General features: G+C 62.4%; 16 protein-coding genes. 6 read left to right on the top strand and 10 right to left on the bottom strand.

Features of this window, described 5'->3' with window-relative positions; all coding sequences use genetic code 11:
- Positions 1 to 692 (top strand): radical SAM protein (locus ACXJKO_RS20810; protein ID WP_457092990.1); only part of this gene is annotated, 692 nt, incomplete at its 5' end.
- 306 nt (positions 693 to 998) lie between these two features.
- Here the strand turns inward: ACXJKO_RS20810 and ACXJKO_RS20805 are convergent.
- The 5 genes from ACXJKO_RS20805 to ACXJKO_RS20785 all read right to left on the bottom strand — a co-directional run bounded on the left by ACXJKO_RS20805 (position 999) and on the right by ACXJKO_RS20785 (position 6,841).
- Positions 999 to 1,934 (bottom strand): phosphatase PAP2 family protein, encoded by a 936-nt coding sequence (locus tag ACXJKO_RS20805; RefSeq protein ID WP_457092989.1) that lies wholly within the window; start codon positions 1,932 to 1,934, stop codon positions 999 to 1,001.
- Positions 1,935 to 2,127: 193 nt separating this feature from the next.
- The gene (locus ACXJKO_RS20800; RefSeq protein ID WP_457092988.1) at positions 2,128 to 3,210 is read right to left on the bottom strand and encodes a BMP family ABC transporter substrate-binding protein; all 1,083 of its coding nucleotides are present in this window, start codon (positions 3,208 to 3,210) and stop codon (positions 2,128 to 2,130) included.
- Between the two features lie 103 nt (positions 3,211 to 3,313).
- On the bottom strand, positions 3,314 to 4,231 hold the full coding sequence (locus ACXJKO_RS20795) for an ABC transporter permease (protein WP_457092987.1): 918 nt from the start codon (positions 4,229 to 4,231) through the stop codon (positions 3,314 to 3,316).
- On the bottom strand, positions 4,228 to 5,304 hold the full coding sequence (locus ACXJKO_RS20790) for an ABC transporter permease (protein ID WP_457092986.1): 1,077 nt from the start codon (positions 5,302 to 5,304) through the stop codon (positions 4,228 to 4,230). Before ACXJKO_RS20790 ends, ACXJKO_RS20795 begins: the two co-directional genes overlap by 4 nt.
- On the bottom strand, positions 5,294 to 6,841 hold the full coding sequence (locus ACXJKO_RS20785) for an ABC transporter ATP-binding protein (RefSeq protein WP_457092985.1): 1,548 nt from the start codon (positions 6,839 to 6,841) through the stop codon (positions 5,294 to 5,296). The genes ACXJKO_RS20790 and ACXJKO_RS20785 overlap by 11 nt, the downstream gene beginning before the upstream one ends.
- 148 nt (positions 6,842 to 6,989) lie before the next feature.
- Between ACXJKO_RS20785 and ACXJKO_RS20780 the strand changes: the two genes are divergently transcribed.
- Positions 6,990 to 8,198, top strand: coding sequence for a UbiH/UbiF family hydroxylase (locus ACXJKO_RS20780; RefSeq protein WP_457092984.1), 1,209 nt, complete (start codon positions 6,990 to 6,992; stop codon positions 8,196 to 8,198).
- On the opposite strand, the gene ACXJKO_RS20775 is transcribed toward ACXJKO_RS20780, so the two are convergent.
- Positions 8,195 to 9,166, bottom strand: a complete 972-nt coding sequence (locus tag ACXJKO_RS20775) for an AEC family transporter (RefSeq protein WP_457092983.1) — start codon at positions 9,164 to 9,166, stop codon at positions 8,195 to 8,197. The two genes, ACXJKO_RS20780 and ACXJKO_RS20775, sit on opposite strands and share 4 nt — an antisense overlap.
- A 267-nt stretch (positions 9,167 to 9,433) precedes the next feature.
- Here ACXJKO_RS20775 and hspQ point away from each other — a divergent pair, with 267 nt between their 5' ends.
- On the top strand, positions 9,434 to 9,763 hold the full coding sequence (gene hspQ / locus ACXJKO_RS20770) for a heat shock protein HspQ (protein WP_457092991.1): 330 nt from the start codon (positions 9,434 to 9,436) through the stop codon (positions 9,761 to 9,763).
- A 73-nt stretch (positions 9,764 to 9,836) separates the two neighbouring features.
- Here the strand turns inward: hspQ and ACXJKO_RS20765 are convergent, their stop codons facing one another.
- Entirely contained in the window at positions 9,837 to 10,625 is a 789-nt protein-coding gene (locus tag ACXJKO_RS20765) for an invasion associated locus B family protein (RefSeq protein WP_457092982.1), read from the bottom strand.
- A gap of 310 nt (positions 10,626 to 10,935) precedes the next feature.
- On the opposite strand from ACXJKO_RS20765, the gene ACXJKO_RS20760 reads away from it, so the two are divergent.
- Positions 10,936 to 12,657 (top strand): extracellular solute-binding protein, encoded by a 1,722-nt coding sequence (locus tag ACXJKO_RS20760; RefSeq protein ID WP_457092981.1) that lies wholly within the window; start codon positions 10,936 to 10,938, stop codon positions 12,655 to 12,657.
- Positions 12,658 to 12,785: 128 nt separating this feature from the next.
- Entirely contained in the window at positions 12,786 to 13,130 is a 345-nt protein-coding gene (locus ACXJKO_RS20755) for a hypothetical protein (protein WP_457092980.1), read from the top strand.
- 11 nt (positions 13,131 to 13,141) lie between these two features.
- On the opposite strand, the gene ACXJKO_RS20750 is transcribed toward ACXJKO_RS20755, so the two are convergent.
- From ACXJKO_RS20750 to ACXJKO_RS20740, 3 genes are all read right to left on the bottom strand, one after another.
- On the bottom strand, positions 13,142 to 14,002 hold the full coding sequence (locus ACXJKO_RS20750; RefSeq protein ID WP_457092979.1) for a serine hydrolase domain-containing protein: 861 nt from the start codon (positions 14,000 to 14,002) through the stop codon (positions 13,142 to 13,144).
- Positions 14,003 to 14,009: 7 nt separating this feature from the next.
- Positions 14,010 to 17,534: a transcription-repair coupling factor gene (mfd, locus tag ACXJKO_RS20745; RefSeq protein WP_457092978.1), complete on the bottom strand. Its 3,525-nt coding sequence runs from the start codon at positions 17,532 to 17,534 to the stop codon at positions 14,010 to 14,012.
- 77 nt (positions 17,535 to 17,611) lie between these two features.
- Entirely contained in the window at positions 17,612 to 17,908 is a 297-nt protein-coding gene (locus ACXJKO_RS20740; protein ID WP_457092977.1) for an FAD assembly factor SdhE, read from the bottom strand.
- Positions 17,909 to 17,997: 89 nt separating this feature from the next.
- Here ACXJKO_RS20740 and recG point away from each other — a divergent pair.
- Positions 17,998 to 19,626, top strand: a 1,629-nt coding sequence (recG, locus tag ACXJKO_RS20735) for an ATP-dependent DNA helicase RecG (protein ID WP_457092976.1), incomplete at its 3' end; no start/stop codon positions are given.

Here is a 19,626-nt window from a genome sequence, read left to right as displayed (position 1 = left end):
TCCGGGAGGTCCGCACTCGGTTCTATGAGCTCGCCAAGGAGCTGGGCGAGCTCGGCATGTGGGTGCGGATGCACTACGTCTACCCCTACCCGCATGTGGACGAGGTTATTCCGCTCATGGCGGAGGGCAAGATCCTTCCCTACCTCGACATTCCCTTCCAGCACGCCTCGCCGAGCGTCCTCAAGCTCATGCGACGGCCTGGCAACCAGGAGAAGACCCTGGAGCGCATCAGGAAATGGCGCGAGATCTGCCCGGATCTCGCCATCCGCTCCACCTTCATCGTCGGCTTCCCCGGCGAGACGGAGCAGGATGCAGACCTCCTGATGCAATGGCTGAGGGACGCCAAGATCGACCGCGCCGGCTGCTTCCAGTACGAGCCGGTTAAAGGCGCGCCCGCCAACGACATCCCCGGCGCCGTGCCTGACGAGGTGAAGGAGGAGCGCTGGCACCGCTTCATGCAGACGCAGCAGGAAGTCAGCGCCGAGCTTCTGAAAGGCCGCGTCGGCAAGACCCTGCCCGTCATCATCGACGAACAGGGCGCGACAGTCTCTACGGGCCGCACCAAGTACGACGCGCCCGAGATCGACGGCGTGGTCTATGTGGCGTCCAAGCAGCCGCTCCAGCCGGGCGAGATCGTGAACGTGAAGATCGAGAGCTCGGATGAGTACGATCTGCACGGGACGGTTGTTTAAGGCGCAGCGCCTTCCATACTCTCGACGTCATGGCCGGGCTCGCCCCGGCCATCCACGTCTTGGTCAATTCACAGCCCTCATCCTGAGAGGCTGGCTCATAAAGGATGTGGCGCGTGCTTCCCTCCCCCTTGCGGGGCGGGATCGAGGGCGGGGTCGCCCAGTCAGAGCCCCCGGCACCCTCCAGAAGCGAGCGCCGGTTATACCGTGCAAAAATGGGGCTGCCGCTCACCCGGTCGCACCACCCCCACCCTAACCCTCCCCGCAAGGGGGAGGGAAAAGAGCCGTCCGCTTTTACGAGCCAGACACTCAGGTAGCCCAGCTTTTCGAGCGGCCGAAAAGGGATGTCGGAGCAGGAGTTTGCACTGCGTCCTCCCAGCGGAAGATCCGGCTGGCATGTCGCGCTATCAGCAGGCATGAAACAGCGATCGCAATTCCGGCGCCGACATCGACAAAATAATGGCCTCCGTCGATCGGCGTCGCCGCGATGACCAGGAGATTGAGAGCGGCGCCCGGCCAGCGCAGCAAGGGGACGGTCCAGAGACCAGCGAGAAAGATGACTGCCAGCGATGCATGATAGCTCGGGAAGGTGATGATGCCTTCCGCCTTATCGAGCTCGAAGAACCGGAAGCTTCCGTCCCTGAGGCCGAGGATATGGTCGACATGAACATAGGCAGCCGCAGGTGAAAGATTGGGGAAGTCATGCGGCTTCAACCCCAGTTGAACATACATTGCCATAGCCGGCATCAAGGCCGAGAGAAGCACGCACAATACGCCGGACAGGACAACGGCGAGGTTGAATACGCGCAGTTCCCAGTATCGCCCCGCGAAAGCCAGCAGCAGGCAGATGGCAACCATCTGAGGCATAAGGCTCCGGTAGGCCAGAGTGAAGATTACGCCGATGAGCGGATGCTCGTTCGTCCAAGCGAGATAAGACCGCCAATCAATGCCGAGGGCTTGGTCCCAGCGGTGCAAGGTCTCGTCCCATAGAGGGAGGTCGAGCCCGGCAAAAAGATATGAGAGAGGTGCGGCTGCGACAGAAAACCCTATGAGGAGAAGCACGCTTGAGAGTGCTGAAACAATCTTCCGATCGTAGCGAAGGGTTCCGTAGATCAGAAGCGGAATCCCTACCAACACTATGCCAATGAATGCCCTGGACATTCCGATCAAGGACATTTCGTAATCGGACACGAGAAACCACACGGTGTCGACGAACACCATGAGACCGACCAGCCACCATGCCACGCGATTCTGAATGTGGCCGCTCTGACTCAAGATACTTGCCCTTGCTTAGTTTCTTGCCGCTCCCTGATATCCCGCGCGAATGGAGGCAGGGTCAATTAGATCAAAAAGTCTAAGCCGTTCGCCGCTCAAAAATTCCAACGAAAAAGGGCAGCCCAGCGGGGCTGCCCTCGCTTCGGATGATGTATCTCCGCGCTTATTGCGGGATCTTGTCCTCGATGCCCTTCACGTAGAAGTTCATGCCGAGCACCTGCTCATCCGAGAGAGCGCCGTTGCCCTTGCACTCGATCTCCTTGCCGTCCTGGCCGATGATCGGGCACTTGAAGGGGTTGAGTGTGCCAGCCTTGATAGCGGCCTCGGTCTCTTCGGCCATCTTCTTCACGTCGTCGGGCATGTTCTTGTAGGGAGACATGACGACCATGTGGGCGTTGATGCCGCCCCACAGATCTTCCGACTTCCAGGTGCCGTCGAGAACGGCCTTGGCGCGGGCGACGTAATAGTCGGACCAGTTATCGACGATGGCGGTCAGCTGGGCCTTGGGAGCGAAACGCTCCATGTCGGAGGCCTGGCCGAAGCCGAACTTGCCACGGGCCTCTGCCGCCTGGATCGGGGCCGGGCTGTCCGTGTGCTGGGCCAGCATGTCCACGCCCTGGTCGAGCAGGGCCTTGGCGGCATCGCCTTCCTTCGCGGGGTCATACCAAGTGTTGGCGAAAACGATCTTGATCTTCACGTCCGGGTTCACGGACTTGGCGCCGAGATAAAAGGCGTTGATGCCAGCGACCACTTCCGGGATCGGGAAAGCGCCGACGTAGCCGATGGTGTTCGACTTCGTCATCTTGCCGGCGATCTGGCCGATGATGTAGCGGCCCTCGTGGAACTTCGCGGCGTAGGTAGAGAGGTTCGGAGCGCGCTTGAAGCCGGTGGCGTGCTCGAACTTGATGTTCGGGTACTTCTTCGCGACTTTCAAGGTCGGCTCCATGAAGCCGAAGGAAGTCGTGAAGATCAGGTCGTGGCCCGTACGGGCGAGCTGCTCGATGGCGCGCTCGGAATCGGCCTCAGGCACGCTCTCCACGAAGGTGGTGGTCACCTTGCCCGGAAAGGCCTTCTCGATGGCCTGACGACCCTGGTCGTGCTGGTAACTCCAGCCATGGTCGCCCACCGGACCCACATAAATGAAGCCGACCTTGATTTTGTCCTTCGCCTGCGCGAATGCGCCGGTTGCCGACAGAGCCAGGACAGCGGCCCCTGCCACTGCTCCAAAGACTTTCCCTGAAAACATGCTCGTTCCCTCGAGTTTAGATTTCCACCATTCCGTCGCAGGTCTGAAGCATTCTGGCAAGAATTCCTCTGCCTGCAATTTGATCACATTAACACCACTTTGCCTAACGGTCAGGCACGAAGGGCGTGCCCAGCGAACCGGGCGCTCCGATTGCTCTGCCATGCCTTAAGGAGAGGAGCAGCAGGGCGATAATCGTGGCGAGATAGGGCACCGCCGAAAGCAGTTGCGATGGCACACCGAACTGCGCCGCCTGGGCATGGAGCTGAAGTACGGTCGCCGCCCCGAAGATATAGGCGCCGACCACCAGCCAGCCGGGCCGCCAAGCCGCGAAAACGACGAGCGCTAGAGCAATCCAGCCACGGCCCGCCGTCATGCCGGGCGACCAAAAGCGTGTGTAGACAAGGGCAAGGTACGCACCAGCCAAGCCCGCGCAGGCGCCTCCGAACAGGATGGCCCAGAAGCGCACCCGCCACACGGGCAACCCGAGCGCATTGGCCGAGGTGTGGTTCTCGCCGATGGAGCGAAGGGTCAGGCCGGAGCGGGTCCGGGTGAGGTAGATGGCGACAAGGATCGTCAGGACGAAGGACGCATAGACGAAGAGATCCTGCTCAAAAAACAGGCGGCCTATGACGGGGATATCGCTGAGGATCGGAACGTCCACGGGCGCAACGGGATCGCGTCGGGCACCCACGAAGGGTGCGCCGATCAGGCCGGACAGGCCGAGGCCGAAAATGGTCAGCGCCAAGCCTGAGCCGACCTGGTTTGCTGCAAATCCCAAAACGACCAAGGCGAACAGCGCCGCCATGAAAGCGCCAGCAAGAATGCCCGCCCCGACGCCGAGCAGCGTCGAGTCGAAGGTTACGGCGGCGGCGAAGCTGCACGCAGCACCCATGGCCATCATGCCCTCGACACCAAGATTCAGGACTCCCGAGCGTTCGGCCACGAGTTCGCCAAGGGCCGCGATGAGAAGCGGGGTCGATGCGGTGACGATGGTGAGGAGAATAGCCTCGAAAATGGTCACTTGGCCCCTCCCCGTGCGACGAAGCGAATGCGATAGCTGACCAATGCGTCCGCTGCGAGCACGCAGAGAAGCAGGATGCCCTGGAAGGCCTGGGTCAGGTCGAGCGGCAGCTTCAGCATGATCTGCGCGCTCTCGCCGCCGATGAAGGTGAGCGCCACCACGAGCGCCGCGATCATGATGCCGATGGGGTTGAGCCTGCCAAGGAATGCGACCGTGATGGCCGTGAATCCGTATCCCGGCGAGATAGAGGGTTGCAGCTGGCCGATCTGGCCCGACACTTCGGTGATACCGGCAAGGCCTGCCAAGCCGCCCGAAATGGCGAAGACCGCCATGGTCGTCGCTTTGGAACTGAAGCCCGCGAACCGCGCGGCGCGAGGTGCATCACCGGTCAGTTTCAAGCGATAGCCGAAGAGGGTCCGCCCCAGGACCACCGCCGTGATCACCACAGCGACCAGGGCGAAGACGGTGCCTAGATGAACGCGGCTTGCTTCCATGACAGGCGGAAGCGTCGCGGATGGATCGAAGGTTACCGATTGCGGAAAGTTGAAGCCCTTTGGATCGCGCCATGGGCCGCGCACGAGATAATCGAGGATCAGCTGGGCCACATAGACCAGCATCAGGCTGGTGAGGATTTCATTGACCCCGAAGCGCGTCTTCAGGAAGGCCGGGATCAGGCCGTAGAGCGCGCCGCCGATGATGCCGAGCAGCAGCATGAGCGGCAGTACCCAGAAGCCCGCATCGGTGCCGTGGGTTTTCAGCGCGAGCCAGCCGCCGAGAACCGCGCCGATAACATACTGCCCCTCCGCTCCAATGTTCCAGAGGTTGGCGCGAAAGCAATAGGACAGGCCGATGGCGATCAGCGCCAGCGGCGTCGCCTTCACGAGCAGTTCCTGCAGCGCCCAAGGGTCGCTGAGAGGCTGCACGACGTAGACATCGAAGGCCGCGATGGGTGAACGGCCCATGAGCCAGATGACGAAGCCTGCGATCAGAAAGGACGTGATGAACGCGGCGACGGGGGCAACCGCCCGCATCACCGGAGACACGGTGGTCCGGGGCGTCAGCTCAAACCGCATGTGCATCCCCGGTGGTTCGCGCCACGCCCAGCATTTCAAGGCCGACCGCTTCCTTGGTCCATTCTTTGATGGGCTTCAACGGGCTTAAAGTACCGTGGTGAATCACCGCCATCTGGTCCGCGACTTCAAACAATTCATCCAAGTCCTGACTTACGACCACGACCGCGCTGCCCTCGCGGGCCAAATCGACGAGCGCCTGCCGGATCAGGCGCGCCGCGCCCGCATCCACGCCCCAGGTCGGTTGATCGACGATCAACAGCTTCGGCTTGCGGATGATCTCGCGGCCGATAACGAATTTCTGCAGATTGCCGCCGGAGAGCTTGCGCGCCTGCGGATCGCCCTCGGGCGTGCGCACGTCGAAGCTCCTGATGATGCTGCTGGCAAGGCGCTTTGCGGCATTGAGGAGAATGAAGCCCGTGCTGCTGACTTCCGTCGCCGCGTGCGAGATCAGGGTGTTTTCGCTGAGACGATGCGTGGGTGCCGCCGCGTGTCCCAGCCGCTCCTCGGGAACGAAAGCCGCCGCGAGCCTGCGCCGTCCGTCGATGCCGGTAGTGCCGCAAGCGCGGCCCGCAATCGTGATTGCATTGTCCCGATCGGCTAGGCGCTCGCCGGACAGGGCGGCGAATAGCTCGCTCTGACCGTTGCCTGCCACGCCCGCGATGCCGACAACCTCGCCGGCGCGCGCCACGAGGTTGATGTCCTTCAAAGCCTGCCCATGCAGTCCGGCGGGAGGCATGGTGAGATGCTCGACCGTCAGAACCGCGCCTTGCGGCTGATGGGGTGCGTCCGTGCGAATGTCGCCGACCTCGTTGCCGACCATGAGCGCCGCGATTTCGCGCGCGCTGCTGGCACGCGGGTCGATGCTCGCGACCACGCGCCCTGCCCTGAGGATCGTGGCGCGGCGGCAGAGGCGGCGTACCTCTTCGAGCTTGTGGGAAATGTAGAGGATGGAGCAGCCATCCGCGGAAAGCTTGTCGAGCGTCACGAACAGATGCTCCGCCTCCTGCGGCGTGAGCACGGAGGTCGGTTCATCCAGAATGAGCAAGCGGGGGTTCTGCAGAAGGCAGCGCACGATCTCGATGCGCTGGCGCTCACCGGCCGACAGAGTCCAGACGGCCCGGTCGGCATCGAGGGCGAGACCATAAGTCTGGCTGATCTCGCCGAGCTTGCTGCGGACCGTGGCAAGGCCCCATTCGCTGGAGAGCGCGACCGCGATGTTTTCAGCCACCGTCATCTCATCGAATAAAGAGAAGTGCTGGAACACCATGCCGAGCCCGAGATTTCTCGCCTCGACCGGTGAAGTGATGGTGACGGGCTTGCCCTCCCAGCGGATTTCACCGGCACTGGGCTCTATGACGCCGTAGAGGATCTTGACCAGGGTGGATTTGCCGGCGCCGTTCTCTCCGAGGAGCGCATGGATCTCGCCGGGCTCGATGGCCAGGTCGATGCCGTCATTGGCAAGAAGATCGCCGTAACGCTTGCTGATGCCTTTAAGCTCGACGAGGGGCGGCCGGGATGGTGATACGTCTGCCTTCACGCAAGCGTCTCTGACTTAAAGGTTGAAGTGGGTTTCGAAGGAACCATTGATCCAGATCATAGGGATGCGGCACATGGATCGGCAATGGCGAATCCATGGTTTATGGTGAGTCGGCAAGCCGTCCACAGGCAGATGGCGGGAGAAGATCGTGACCGGGACAGTCTATAACATTGCGGTTGTCGGTGCTGGAGCGGCAGGTTTGAGCGCGGCGCTCGCCTTCGCGCGGGACGGATACAAGACTGTTCTCATCGGCGGCCTCGATGTCCGGCGTGATGGCCGTACGGTCGCCCTGCTCAACGGCTCGGTCCGGTTTCTGGAGGCGCTCGGCGTATGGCCCTCCCTCGTGCCGGAAGCGGCCCCGCTCGAGACCATGCGCATCATCGACGATACAGGCAGCCTGTTCCGGCCGCCTCCGGCCTCGTTTTCAGCCGGTGAGATCGGCCTTGATGCCTTCGGCTGGAACATCGAGAACGCGACCCTCGTGGAGAAGATGGCCGAGGCCGCGAAGGCTTATGAGAACCTGACCTTGCTGCCGCATTTCGCGACTGCCTTCCATGCTGGGCCCGATCATGCCTCCATTACCCTTGCCGATGGGTCAGAGATCCAGGCTAGCCTTGTGGTTGCCGCCGACGGGCGCAATTCCAAGCTCCGCCAGATCGCCGGGATTGAAACCCAGACATGGTCCTATCCCCAATCGGCTGTCACGACGATCCTGGCGCATGACCGGGACCATCGGGAGACCTCAACCGAGTTTCACACCCGCCATGGGCCTTTCACGCTGGTTCCCCTGCCCGGCAAGCGCTCCAGCCTCGTCTGGGTGACGAGCCAGAAACAGGCCGAGCGCCTCTCGAAGCTCGATGATGCGGCCCTGGCTGCCGAGATCGAGCGCCAGGCCCATTCCCATCTCGGTGCCATGCGGATCGACGGCCCGCGCGGCCTCGTGCCCATGAGCGGCCTGTCGGTTTCCCGCTACGGCGTTCCGCGCCTTGCCCTTGTCGGCGAAGCGGCGCACGTTTTCCCACCGATCGGCGCGCAGGGCCTCAACCTGGGTTTCAGGGATGTGGCTTCGTTGAGAGATGCCGTTCTCGATGCCTTTGAAGAAGGACAAGAGCCGGGTTCGCCCGAGACATTGCGGTTCTACCAGCGCAGCCGCGATCTCGATGTGCGACTGCGGACCGCCGCCGTCGATGGGCTGAACCGCACTCTTCTCACCGGCATGATCCCGGCCGACTTCTTGCGCGGCGCTGGCCTTCTGGCGCTCAGCCATATCGGCCCGCTGCGGAGAATCGTCATGCGCGAAGGTGTGCTTCCTCGCGTCGGTGCCCCTCGCCTGATGCAGGATGCATCAGTTGCTTAAGGGAAAAGATCGTAAGGCAGGATGCCGGTTCTCGTGGTGAAGTAGAGAACGGTGGTGAGCGTCACCATGGAGGCGAGCGTTCCGATGAGAACGCAGGCCGAGGCACGCTCGACACCGACATTGTACTGGGTCGAGATGACGAAGATGTTCAGTGCGGGCGGCAAGGCCGCCATGACGACGGCGGCATAAGTCCAGGCCTGCCCGAAATCGCCGATAGCCGAGAGTACGATCCAGACGAGAAGTGGGTGAAGCACCAGCTTGATCAGCACGAGTGCGGGCACCTCGCCCGGTATCCGTTGCAGCGGCCGGAGCGCCACGGTGACGCCGAGCAGGAAGAGTGCGCAGGGCGCGGCAGCTCCCGAGAGCCATGTCACCATCTGGTCGATGGGTCCCGGCGCCTTGAGATGCAGATAGCTCGCCGCGATGCCGACGGCGGTGGCGATGTTGAACGGATGGGTGACGACCCTCCAGACGATCTTTCTGATCGTGGCCCCGAGGCTGAGTCTGTCGACACCGGCAAACGACATCAGCAGCGGCACGACGGAGAAAAGGAAGAGGCTGTCGAAGATGAAAATCAGCACCACCGGCGCGCTCGCCGCCGTGCCCATGGCGGCCAGGATCAGCGGCGGGCCCATATAGCCGATGTTGGAATAGGAACCCGCGACGCCCTGCATCACCGATTGCGGCAATTCCCGCGTGTACCGCCAGCCTGCCGCGAAGGACAACGCAAAGGCGCAAGCGGTGGAGAATGTGGTGGCCGCGATGAAGGACCAGTTCGCCAACTCATCGAGCGGCTTGTCGGCAATGAGCCGGAAAAACAGGCAGGGCAGCGCCACATAAATCAGGAAGAACTGCATCCACGCGAGGCCGCCTTCCGGCTGCTTGACGATCTTCCCGCAGAGAAAGCCGAGCCCGATCAGGCCGAAAAACGGCGCAAGCAGATTGAAAAGCCCGATCAGCTCGGACATCGCGGGCTCCTGAGACGGCGCAAGAAAAGGAATGGCTCGAACGAGCGTCCCTTCTGGCAAGGTTCCAACCTTGCAGCAATCCCATCTTTCGACAGGCCCTCAGTCCGAAAACGCAAGGCTCGCAGGCCGTTGGAAGGAATTGGCCCGATCCTTGCACCTGCGATTGAGGAGGCTCAGACCCTGCTCTCCTGATTGTGACGCGGGGCGGATTTGGAGATTCCCGCTTGCATGTCTATATGCAAGATCAAGGAGTTAAGACCCATGCCCATGAAAGCGAGTTCAGCCAAATTCGCGATCGGCCAGGTGGTCAGGCATCGCCTGTTCGATTTCAGAGGACTTATTTTCGACGTCGACCCAGAATTCGACAACACGGAAGAGTGGCTGATGTCGATTCCGGAAGAAGTGCGGCCTCATAAGGAGCAGCCTTTCTACCATCTCTTCGCCGAGAACGCGGAAACCGAATACATTGCCTACGTATCCGAGCAGAACCTTCTGCCGGACCATTCGGAAGAGCCCCTGCGCAACCCGATGATCGAGGAAATGTTCATCCGGGACAAGAACGGGGCCTACAAGGCCAAACCCATTCTCGCCAACTGAACGGCGAGACCAGAAATGAAAACGCCGGGCAATGAGCCCGGCGTTTCTTTTTGTTCGTCTGGCAATCCGAAGCTTACGGCTTGGGAGCTGCCTGAGCGGCCGGTGCGCCAGCATTCGGAGCGGCGGCACCACCCTGGCTCTGGAGCATCTTCTGACGCATCTCTTCGCTCTTCTTCTGCAGCTCTTCCTGCAGCTTGCGCTGCTGCTCTTCGAGCACCTTCGGGTCGATCGGAGCGCCGTCGAAGGACTTGGCGAAACCGGCAGCCGGAACGGCGAAGGTGATCTCGCGGCCGGCTTGGTTCTGAACGCTGACGTTCAGGCTGGCGCCCTTCTTGAACGAGGCGATGAAGTCGTCCTTCACCTGAGCCTCGGCGAAGCAGCCGTTGGGCAGGCACATGACGTAGCTGCCGGGAACAGCCTGACCCTGGTCGACCGCGAAGCGCAGGCCGGGCTTCAGCAACAGGCCGAGCGGCATCACGAAGCGGACGACCTTCTGGGGCTGCTGACCCTTGATGTCGTAGACGGCGAGCGCGAGGACCGGCTGGCCCTGGTCGGACACGAAATCACGGGTGGTGTAGCAGATCTCAGTGTTGGTGTTCTGATCCTTGCCGCAGACCTTGGTCCATTCCGGCTGCGAAGGCTCGGCCTTCACCTGAACGACCGTGGGGCCGGCCGGCTGCTGGGGCTGCGCCGGCTGGCCAGCAGCAGGAGCCGCCGGACGGGCGGGCTGAGCGGCGGGAGCTGCCGGACGCGGCTGGGCCGGGGCAGTCTGAGCAAAAGCGGGTGCGCTCACCAGAAGGGCCAGGGCAGTCGCCAGGCCACGGGTACCCCCCAGGCTCGCGATTCGTGTCGCGAATGACATGTCGTTAGATCCTCTTCAGTCGAAAGGTCGGCTTTTGAGTGAGCCGTTGAATTCGGTGTTCTTCAAACCTGCAATGGTACGGTGAATCTTTGCCGATTGCGGCGAAGACATGACGTGTGGCGCTCCTTTAACCTTTCATGTGTTAGGTTTCCAGTCACTCTGGACAACTTTTTGTACAATATTGCCCTGGAGCCCGGTCTCCCTCGGCGAAAGCACCATGACGCGAAGGATCATAAGGGTTTTATCACTGCTCGTGGCCTGTTTCTGCGCCGCTTTTGTGTCCCTCGGTGCCGTGAGGGCCGAAGAAGCAGTGCGTCATGGTATCGCCATGCACGGCGAGCCCGCTCTGCCACCCGGCTTCAACCACCTGCCTTATGCGGACCCCGCAGCCAAAAAGGGCGGGCGAATCACGCTTGCGCTCGAAGGCAATTACGACAGCCTCAATCCCATGATTGTGATCGGCGTCGCGCCCGATGTGGTGCCTCGCTACGTCCTCCAGAGCCTCATGATGCGCTCGGCGGACGAGCCCTTCACGGTCTATGGCCTCATCGCACGATCAGCGGAGATGCCGGACGACCGATCCTCCGTGACCTTCAATCTTGACCCGAGAGCCCGCTTCTCGGACGGCCGCCCCCTGACGGCCGAGGATGTCCGGTTCACGTTCGAGGTTCTGAAAAAGCACGGAAAACCCTTCCACCGCTCGAGCTTCGGGCAGGTGAAGGCGGTCGAGATTATCGATCCGCATCGCATCAGGTTCGATCTCTCCGGTGCCAATGACCGGGAACTGCCTCTGATCATCGCGACGATGCCGATCTTCGCAGCCCACGCCACCGACCCGGACACCTTCGACAGGACCACCCTCACCCCGCCCATCGGTTCCGGCCCCTACGAAATCACCGAGGTRCGCCCCGGCGAGCGGGTGACGCTGAAGCGGCGCAAGGATTTCTGGGCCGAGGACCTGCCGCTGCTGCGCGGGCTCTATAACTTCGATGAGATCCGCTACGACTTCTATCGCGACGCCAATACCCTGTTCGAAGCCTTCCGGGCCGGCCTCTACGATTACCGCCTCGAAGGCGAGCCCGGCCGCTGGGCTACGGGCTATGATTTTCCGGGCATCCATAGCGGGCGCATCGTGCGGGAACAGGTTCGCGTCCAGCTTCCCAAGGGCATGAACGGATTGGTGTTCAACACCCGCCGCCCGATCTTCCAGGACCCGAAGGTCCGCGAGGCTCTCGGCTACCTCTTCGATTTCGATTGGCTGAACCGCAATCTCTATTACGGCCTGTTGAAGCGGGCAGACAGCTACTTCGCCGATTCGGAACTCTCATCCGTCGGACGCCCGGCCGATGAGCGTGAGCGCACCCTGCTCGCCTCGTTCCCGAATGCAGTCCGGGCCGACATCATGGAAGGTCGTTGGACGCCGCCCGCCTCGGATGGCTCGGGCCGGGACCGGACGGCGGCGCGCCAAGCCCTTGCCCTTCTTGAGGAGGCCGGCTGGGTTCTGGATGACAATGGGCTGCGCCGGAAGGACACCGGAGAGCCTTTCGTGTTCGAGGTGCTAGTCAATTCGAGCGTGCAGGAGCGTCTGGCGCTCAACTTCGCGCAAAGCCTCCAGCGGGTCGGGATACGGGCGAATGTGCGCCATGTGGACAATGTGCAGTACTGGCGCCGTCTGTCCCGATTCGAGTTCGACATGGTGCAATGGGTGTGGCCCGCCTCGGCCTCTCCAGGCAACGAACAGCGCAACCGCTGGGGCTCATCCGCAGCCCAAAGGGGCGGTTCCCTCAACCACTCCGGAGCTAACTCACCCGCCATCGATCGCCTGATCGATGCATTGCTGGAAGCAAGAAGCCGGGAGGATTTCGTTGCAAGCGTGCGCGCCCTCGACCGGGTTCTCCTGTCCGGTTTTTACGTGGTGCCGTTGTTTTACGTGGGAGAACAATGGCTTGCTTATGACAGCAATCTCAAGCACACGGGCCGCATCCCCCTGTCCGGCGTCAATATCGACACTTGGTGGCGCAACCGGAACTGACTTTCCTGAAACAAAGCAACACTTACTGTTGAGCTTCCATTCATGTAGCAAGTGCAACTAATCTCGGCCGCGAACGTTTATCGGGGTGTTTCCCGTCTCAAGCTGTCGCGTCTAGCTAAGGTGTTGCCATGAATGGAATGCAGAAGGTTCTCGTCGTGGATAGCGGCGAGCGCGCTCCTGACAGCGCACTATCGGCAGAACTCGCCGGTATGGGTTACGCCAGTGTCACGACACCTTTTGAGGCCGCGGACGATGTTCTTGCGCTGATTCCAAGCCCTGCGGCCGTCGTCGTGCAGATGCCTCATCATGCCGATTGGTCCGAGCGGAAACGATTCCTGGAATTGGCCTCTCGCCTGCGCAAGTCCTTGTCCGACACCAGCACTCCCGTGATCATTACCGGTGGCGTGTGCGGTGCTGCAACGATGCTTCAGAACGAATTGAGAAGCCGCGCTGTCGCAGCGGCCGAAATGTAAGCGGACGATCCCTATAGAAGCTCGAAAGCCTTCGTTTCCGTAGCAGCCGCATCCTCGCCGATCGCAAACACGGCGCTTGTCCGTATACCATCAAGCGATCGATAGACCGCGACCGTGCTGCCCGGCCCGCCGCCTGTATGTCCGGTGACCGTTTTTCCCGTCGTCGTCTCGCCCTTCATCAAACCCAGGCCATAACCCGGAACCTGCCAAGGGCGTCCTTCGATGGGTCCACCGAGAACGTGGGCAGATTGCATTTGGTGGAGAATCTCGCGAGGCAGCAATGCGCCGCTCATCAGGCGATGAAGCAGCAGCGCGGCATCAGTGACACTGCCGACGAGCAGCCCGTGATACACCCAACTGGGATGATAAGCCTGTGCCGATCCCATCGCGACATCGTCGAGATCGTGCGGATCAAGCGCGATCCTTGCGCTTTTGATGTCGAGCGGATCAAGCACCAACTCGCGCAGTGCCATGTCGAGGTTCTGGCCTGTGACGGTCTCGATGACATGCCGAACGAAGAGATAGCCGATATTGGAATAATCCCACCCTTCTCCTGGAGCATAGCGAAGACGCTCCGCGTCGGCCTCCTTCACGAGCTGCGAAACGGGCCAAGGCTTCTCACCTTTCGCGACAGCTTCATGATAGGAACGCAGCCCGCCGTAATCCGGAAGACCGGAGCGATGCTGGAGGAGATGTCGCAACGTATAAGGCTTGTCGCTTAGCGGCTCGTCCAAGCTGATCGAGCCTTTCTCGACGAGAACCAGCGCGGCCGAAGCGAGAATCGTTTTGGTGAAACTCCACCAAGGCACGAGGCGGTCCGCGTGATGCGCTTCCGCGACCTCGCCGCCTTCAACGACAGCCCAGGCTTCCATGCTCACATCAGGCGGCCTTCTTTTCCGCGATGCGCACGAGGCTGCGCAGGATCGTGGTCGCCGCCTTGATGCGTTCATCCGGCGTTTCGACATCGCGCACGAACACGATCTTCATATCGGGGCGGACCTTCGCGAAGGATGCCTGCTCCGTCACGTAGGAAATGAGACCGGTCGGGTTGGCGAATGAATTGTCGCGGAAAGAGATGATGATGCCCTTCGGCCCACCATCGACCTTCTCCACATTCGCACGGCGGCACAGCACCTTGATCGCCATGATCTTGAGAAGCTGATCGACTTCCGACGGCACCGGCCCGAAGCGGTCGATGAGCTCGGCGCGGAACGCATCGATCTCGCCATCGGCCTCGAAGGTCGACAGGCGGCGATAGAGGCCAAGCCGCAGCTGAAGATCGGAAATATAGCTCTCCGGGATCATCACCGGCGCGCCCACCGCGATGGTCGGCGACCATTGATCCTCCGTCGGCTCCTCGATGCCGGCTTTGAGCTGCGCAACGGCTTCTTCCAGCATCTGCTGATAAAGCTCGTAGCCGACTTCCTTGATGTGTCCCGACTGTTCGTCGCCCAGAAGGTTGCCAGCGCCGCGAATGTCGAGGTCGTGCGTGGCGAGCTGGAATCCCGCACCCAGCGTATCGAGTCCCTGGAGAACTTTCAGACGACGCTCTGCCTGCACCGTCAACGGCTTGTTGGCGGGCACGGCGAAGAGCGCGTAGGCGCGTGTCTTCGAGCGGCCCACGCGGCCGCGCAGTTGATAGAGCTGCGCCAGGCCGAACATATCGGCTCTATGCACGATGAGCGTGTTGGCGGTGGGAATATCGAGACCAGATTCCACGATCGTGGTCGAGAGCAGGATGTCGTATTTGCCTTCGTAGAAAGCGGTCATGACGTCTTCGAGTTGCCCCGCCGCCATCTGGCCGTGGGCGACGGCCACCTTTGCCTCCGGCACCTCCCTATCGAGGAAGGCCTTCACCTCCCCGAGATCATCGAGGCGCGGCACCACATAGAAGGCCTGCCCGCCCCTGTAGCGCTCGCGCAGGAGCGCCTCGCGGATCAACAGCGGATCGAACGGCGTGATGAAGGTGCGCACCGCAAGGCGATCCACCGGCGCAGTCGTAATCAGCGACAATTCGCGAACACCCGTGAGCGCGAGCTGTAAGGTACGCGGGATCGGAGTGGCGGAGAGCGTCAGCACGTGCACTTCGGCGCGAAGCTCCTTCAGGCGCTCCTTGTGGGTCACGCCGAAATGCTGTTCCTCATCGACGATGATGAGGCCGACATCCTTGAACGCAATCGACTTGCCGAGCAGCGCATGGGTGCCGATGACGATGTCCACGGTCCCATCCTTCAAGCCTTCCTTGGTCTTCTTCATTTCCGCCGCAGGCACGAAGCGGGAAGCCTGGGCGATATTGAGCGGCAGGCCACGGAAGCGCTCGCAGAAGGTCTTGTAATGCTGGCGCGAGAGCAGCGTGGTCGGTACGACAACCGCCACCTGCTTGCCGCTCATCGCCGTGACGAAAGCGGCACGCAGCGCAACCTCGGTTTTCCCGAAGCCGACATCGCCGCAGACGAGTCGATCCATCGGGCGGCCTGACGCCAGATCGTCCAGCACTGCCTCGATGGCATTGAGCTGATCCTCGGTCTCGTCATAGGGGAAGCGTGCGGCGAACTCGTCGTAGAGGCCGTCCGGCGGGATCAGGCGTGGCGCATCCTTGAGAACGCGTGCGGCGGCAATCTTCATCAGCGCGCCCGCCATCTCGCGGATGCGCTGCTTCATGCGCGCCTTGCGGGCCTGCCACGCGCCGCCACCGAGCTTGTCGAGCTGGACTTCCGTCTCTTCCGAGCCGTAGCGGGTCAGAAGTTCGATGTTCTCCACCGGCAGGAACAGGCGGTCGCCGCCGGCATAATGCAGCTCGAGACAATCATGCGGCGCGCCCGCGGCCTCGATGGTCTTCAGGCCCTCGAAACGTCCGATACCGTGATCCACGTGGACGACGAGATCGCCCGGCGTGAGCGCCGCGACCTCCGTCAGGAAGTCTTGCGGACGCTTGGACTTGCGCTTCTGCCGAACGAGACGGTCGCCAAGAATATCCTGCTCGCTGACAACAGTGAGATCCGCCGTCTCGAAGCCATGCTCCAGCGGCCAGATGCCAACCGGCACTTCATTGCGCGGATAGGCCATCGCGTCGGAGAAGCGCGCGATGGGCTTCGTCTGCCTCAGATCGTGATCCTGAAGCACGTGGCAAAGCCGCTCGCGCGAGCCTTCCGTCCACGCACCAAGGATCACGCGGCGACCGGCGGATTGCTGCTCGCGGATGTGGCGGATCACGGCCTCGAACACATTCGCGTTTTCATCCGCGCGCTCGGCGATGAAATTGCGGCCCTGGCGCGCACCGCAATCCACGACGATGCGTGGCGCGTTCGATTCCGGCGCGGCGAATGGGGTTAGACGGGCAAGCGGCAGCTTGGACGTGCGCTCGGCCCATTCATCGGGCTTGAAATAGAGCATATCCGGCGGCAGGGGGCGGTAAGGCGCAACGCCGGGCTGGCTCTGTCCCATGGCCTCGCGACGGGCGTCGTAATAATCCTTCACCTGCGACAGGCGCTCGCCCGCCGCATCGTCGGCCAACGCATCGAAAACGACAGGAACGTCCGGGAGATAATCGAGGAGCGTGTCGAGGCGGTCGTGGAACAGCGGCAGCCAGTGTTCGAGGCCTGGGTAGCGCCGCCCCTCGCTGATCGCCTCATAAAGCCGGTCGTCGCGCGTCGGTGCACCGAACGTGGCCACATAGGCCTGGCGGAAGCGCTTGATGCTCTCGGTGGTGAGCTGCACCTCGCTCATGGGAACGAGGTCGAGGGAGCGGAGAGTACCGACGGTGCGCTGCGTCTCGGGATCGAAGGAACGGATCGATTCAAGCGCATCACCGAAGAAGTCGAGGCGCACCGGGTTGGGCAGGCCCGCCGGATACAGATCGATGATGCCGCCGCGAACAGCGTATTCGCCCGTATCGCGCACCGTGCCCGTGCGCAGGAAGCCGTTGGATTCCAGCCAGCCGATGAGCAGATTCGTATCGACCACGTTGCCGGGTGCTGCGGAGAATGTCTCCGCCGCGATGCGGGCCCTTGGCGGAACGCGCTGGACGAGGGCGTTCACGGTGGTCGAGAGAATGCGCGGCTTCTCCTCGGAGGTCTTGGAGCGTGCCAGCCGCGCCAGCGTCGTCATGCGCTGCGCCGTGATCGCGGTATTGGGCGACACGCGGTCGTAGGGCTGGCAGTCCCACGCCGGGAAGGTCAGGATCTCCACTTCCGGGGCGATGAAGGCGAGGCTGTTGGCGAAGTTCTGCTGCCGCTGCCCGTCGCGGGACACATGCACCAGCACGGCAGGGCCTTCCACGTGTCCCGACAGGCCACGCGCCAGATCGGCCACGGCGAGCGCGTCGAACCCGTCCGGTACGCTGGCAAGCGTCAGGCCTTGGCCTTTTTTCAGGGCATCGAGAGCGCGGGCAAGTGCAGACTTCATGGTGGCTTAATCAAATCAATGGAAAGAGAACACGGACTTTTCGGCCCGGTTCAGTCGGCTGAGGCACGCCGAACGGCTCAGCTATGAATCGGCGAGGTATGGGTGTGGAAGCTTTTCAGGCGGCGGAACAAGGGCGTGTCGTAATTGGACGGTGTCTCCAGCTCGCCAGTGATCCAGCCCAGGAGATCCCGGTCCGTAACCTCGATTAGCCGCTCGAACTCGGCCACGTCCTCTTCGGAGAGGTTTCCGATCTCGGCATCCGCGAACTGCCCCATGATCAGGTCCATCTCCCGCATACCCCGGTGCCAGGACCGGTAGAGGATCTGCTTGCGGCGCACGTCGAGGTCGGCGCTGCTGCGTGTCGTTCCGCTCATGAAAATGCTCCGATCGGGTGAAAGATAACGTCGCCTCCGGGCGTCTTGGCCGCTATATAAACATCTCCCTCCGACTTACTACCCGTTTGATGTCCTTGCGCCCTTCGATTCTCGACCCCCTTTTCGCCCCAGCCGCCACCCTTCCCGGCGTCGGGCCGAAGATCGCGCCGCTCCTGGACCGCCTGCTCGGCGAGCCAGGCAAGCCTGCGCGCGTCATGGATCTGCTGTTCCACCTGCCGAGCAGCGGTATTTCCCGCGAAATGAAGGGGGCTATCGCCGACGCCCCCGTGGGTGAGCCGGTCACGCTTTCCGTCACCGTGGCAGCCCACCGAGCGCCCCTCCCAGGCCGCCGAGGGCCGTACCGGATCCTGGTCGAGGACGAGACCGGAGACGTGACGCTGATCTTCTTCAACGGCCACAAGGCCCGCCTGGAAAAGCTCCTGCCGGTCGGCGAGCAGCGTTATGTGTCAGGCAAGATCGAGCTGTGGGAAGGCCGCCGCCAGATGGTCCATCCGGACCGGATTCTGGATGACAAGGGCATCGAGAACCTTCCCGCCGTCGAGGCTGTCTATGGCCTGACCGAGGGTCTCTCATCGCGTATGGTGGGCAAGTATATGGGAGCGGCTATCGAGAAGGTGCCGCAATTGCCCGAATGGCAGGATGCCGCCTGGCTCGACCGCAATGCCCTGCCCGATTTCCGCACGGCCCTTTTCGCGCTCCACCGGCCCGACAACGCTTCCCAGCTCTCCGAAGAAGCCTTGGCCAAATCCACCCCACGCCGGCGCTTGGCCTATGACGAGCTTTTGGCCTCGCAACTCGCCCTCGCCCTGGTGAGAAGCCGGATGCGGCGGCTGCCGGGACGGATAAATGCGGGCGACGGGCATCTCGTCGAAAAGCTCAAAGATGCCCTACCCTTCGGCCTCACGAACGCGCAGGCCAAGGCGATGGAAGACATCCGCCACGATCTCGTCTCCGACAAGAAGATGCTGCGCCTTCTCCAGGGCGATGTGGGCTCGGGCAAGACCGTGGTCGGCCTGCTCACCATGGCAAGCGCCATCGAGGCGGGCCGTCAGGCCGCCATGATGGCGCCGACCGAGATTCTCGCTCGCCAGCATTACGAGCGCCTCGCGCCTATGGCCGAAGAGGCGGGGCTCACCATCGCGCTCCTTACGGGACGCGAAAAAGGCGTTGCGCGCCGGACCATTCTGGAGGGGCTCGCCAACGGCAGCATCCAGATCGCGGTCGGCACCCATGCGCTGTTTCAGGAAGGCGTGGTGTTTCAAGATCTCGGCGTCGCCGTGGTCGATGAGCAGCATCGCTTCGGCGTCCACCAGCGCCTCGCGCTCGGCTCCAAGGGTGAGGCCGTGGACATCCTCGTCATGACGGCGACCCCGATCCCCCGCACCCTGGCACTCACCTATTTCGGCGACATGGACGTCTCGGTTCTGGACGAGAAGCCTGCGGGCCGGAAACCCATCGCGACCAAGCTCATTTCCATCGACCGTCTCGACGAGGTGATCGGCGGCATCGGACGAGCCATCGCCAATGGTGACCAAGTCTACTGGGTCTGCCCGCTCGTCGGCGAATCCGAATCCATCGATCTCGCCGCCGCCGAGGAGAGGTTCGAGATGCTCCAGGGCTTCTTCGGCAATCAGGTAGGCCTCGTTCACGGCAAGATGGCCGGCAAGGACAAGGATGCCGCCATGGAGCGGTTCTCC

The sequence above is a fragment of the Microvirga sp. P5_D2 genome (assembly GCF_054049475.1).
The sequence above is the reverse complement of the archived record's forward strand: the minus strand, read 5'-3'. Positions and strand labels throughout refer to the sequence as shown.

Excerpts from the sequence above, each read along its gene's own strand:
- ACXJKO_RS20765 (WP_457092982.1), bottom strand. The coding sequence starts at position 10,625 with ATGTCATTCGCGACACGAATCGCGAGCCTGGGGGGTACCCGTGGCCTG.
- ACXJKO_RS20755 (WP_457092980.1), top strand. The coding sequence starts at position 12,786 with ATGAATGGAATGCAGAAGGTTCTCGTCGTGGATAGCGGCGAGCGCGCT.
- ACXJKO_RS20750 (WP_457092979.1), bottom strand. The coding sequence starts at position 14,002 with ATGGAAGCCTGGGCTGTCGTTGAAGGCGGCGAGGTCGCGGAAGCGCAT.
- mfd (WP_457092978.1), bottom strand. The coding sequence starts at position 17,534 with ATGAAGTCTGCACTTGCCCGCGCTCTCGATGCCCTGAAAAAAGGCCAA.
- ACXJKO_RS20800 (WP_457092988.1), bottom strand. The coding sequence starts at position 3,210 with ATGTTTTCAGGGAAAGTCTTTGGAGCAGTGGCAGGGGCCGCTGTCCTG.
- hspQ (WP_457092991.1), top strand. The coding sequence starts at position 9,434 with ATGAAAGCGAGTTCAGCCAAATTCGCGATCGGCCAGGTGGTCAGGCAT.
- ACXJKO_RS20740 (WP_457092977.1), bottom strand. The coding sequence starts at position 17,908 with ATGAGCGGAACGACACGCAGCAGCGCCGACCTCGACGTGCGCCGCAAG.
- ACXJKO_RS20775 (WP_457092983.1), bottom strand. The coding sequence starts at position 9,166 with ATGTCCGAGCTGATCGGGCTTTTCAATCTGCTTGCGCCGTTTTTCGGC.
- ACXJKO_RS20790 (WP_457092986.1), bottom strand. The coding sequence starts at position 5,304 with ATGCGGTTTGAGCTGACGCCCCGGACCACCGTGTCTCCGGTGATGCGG.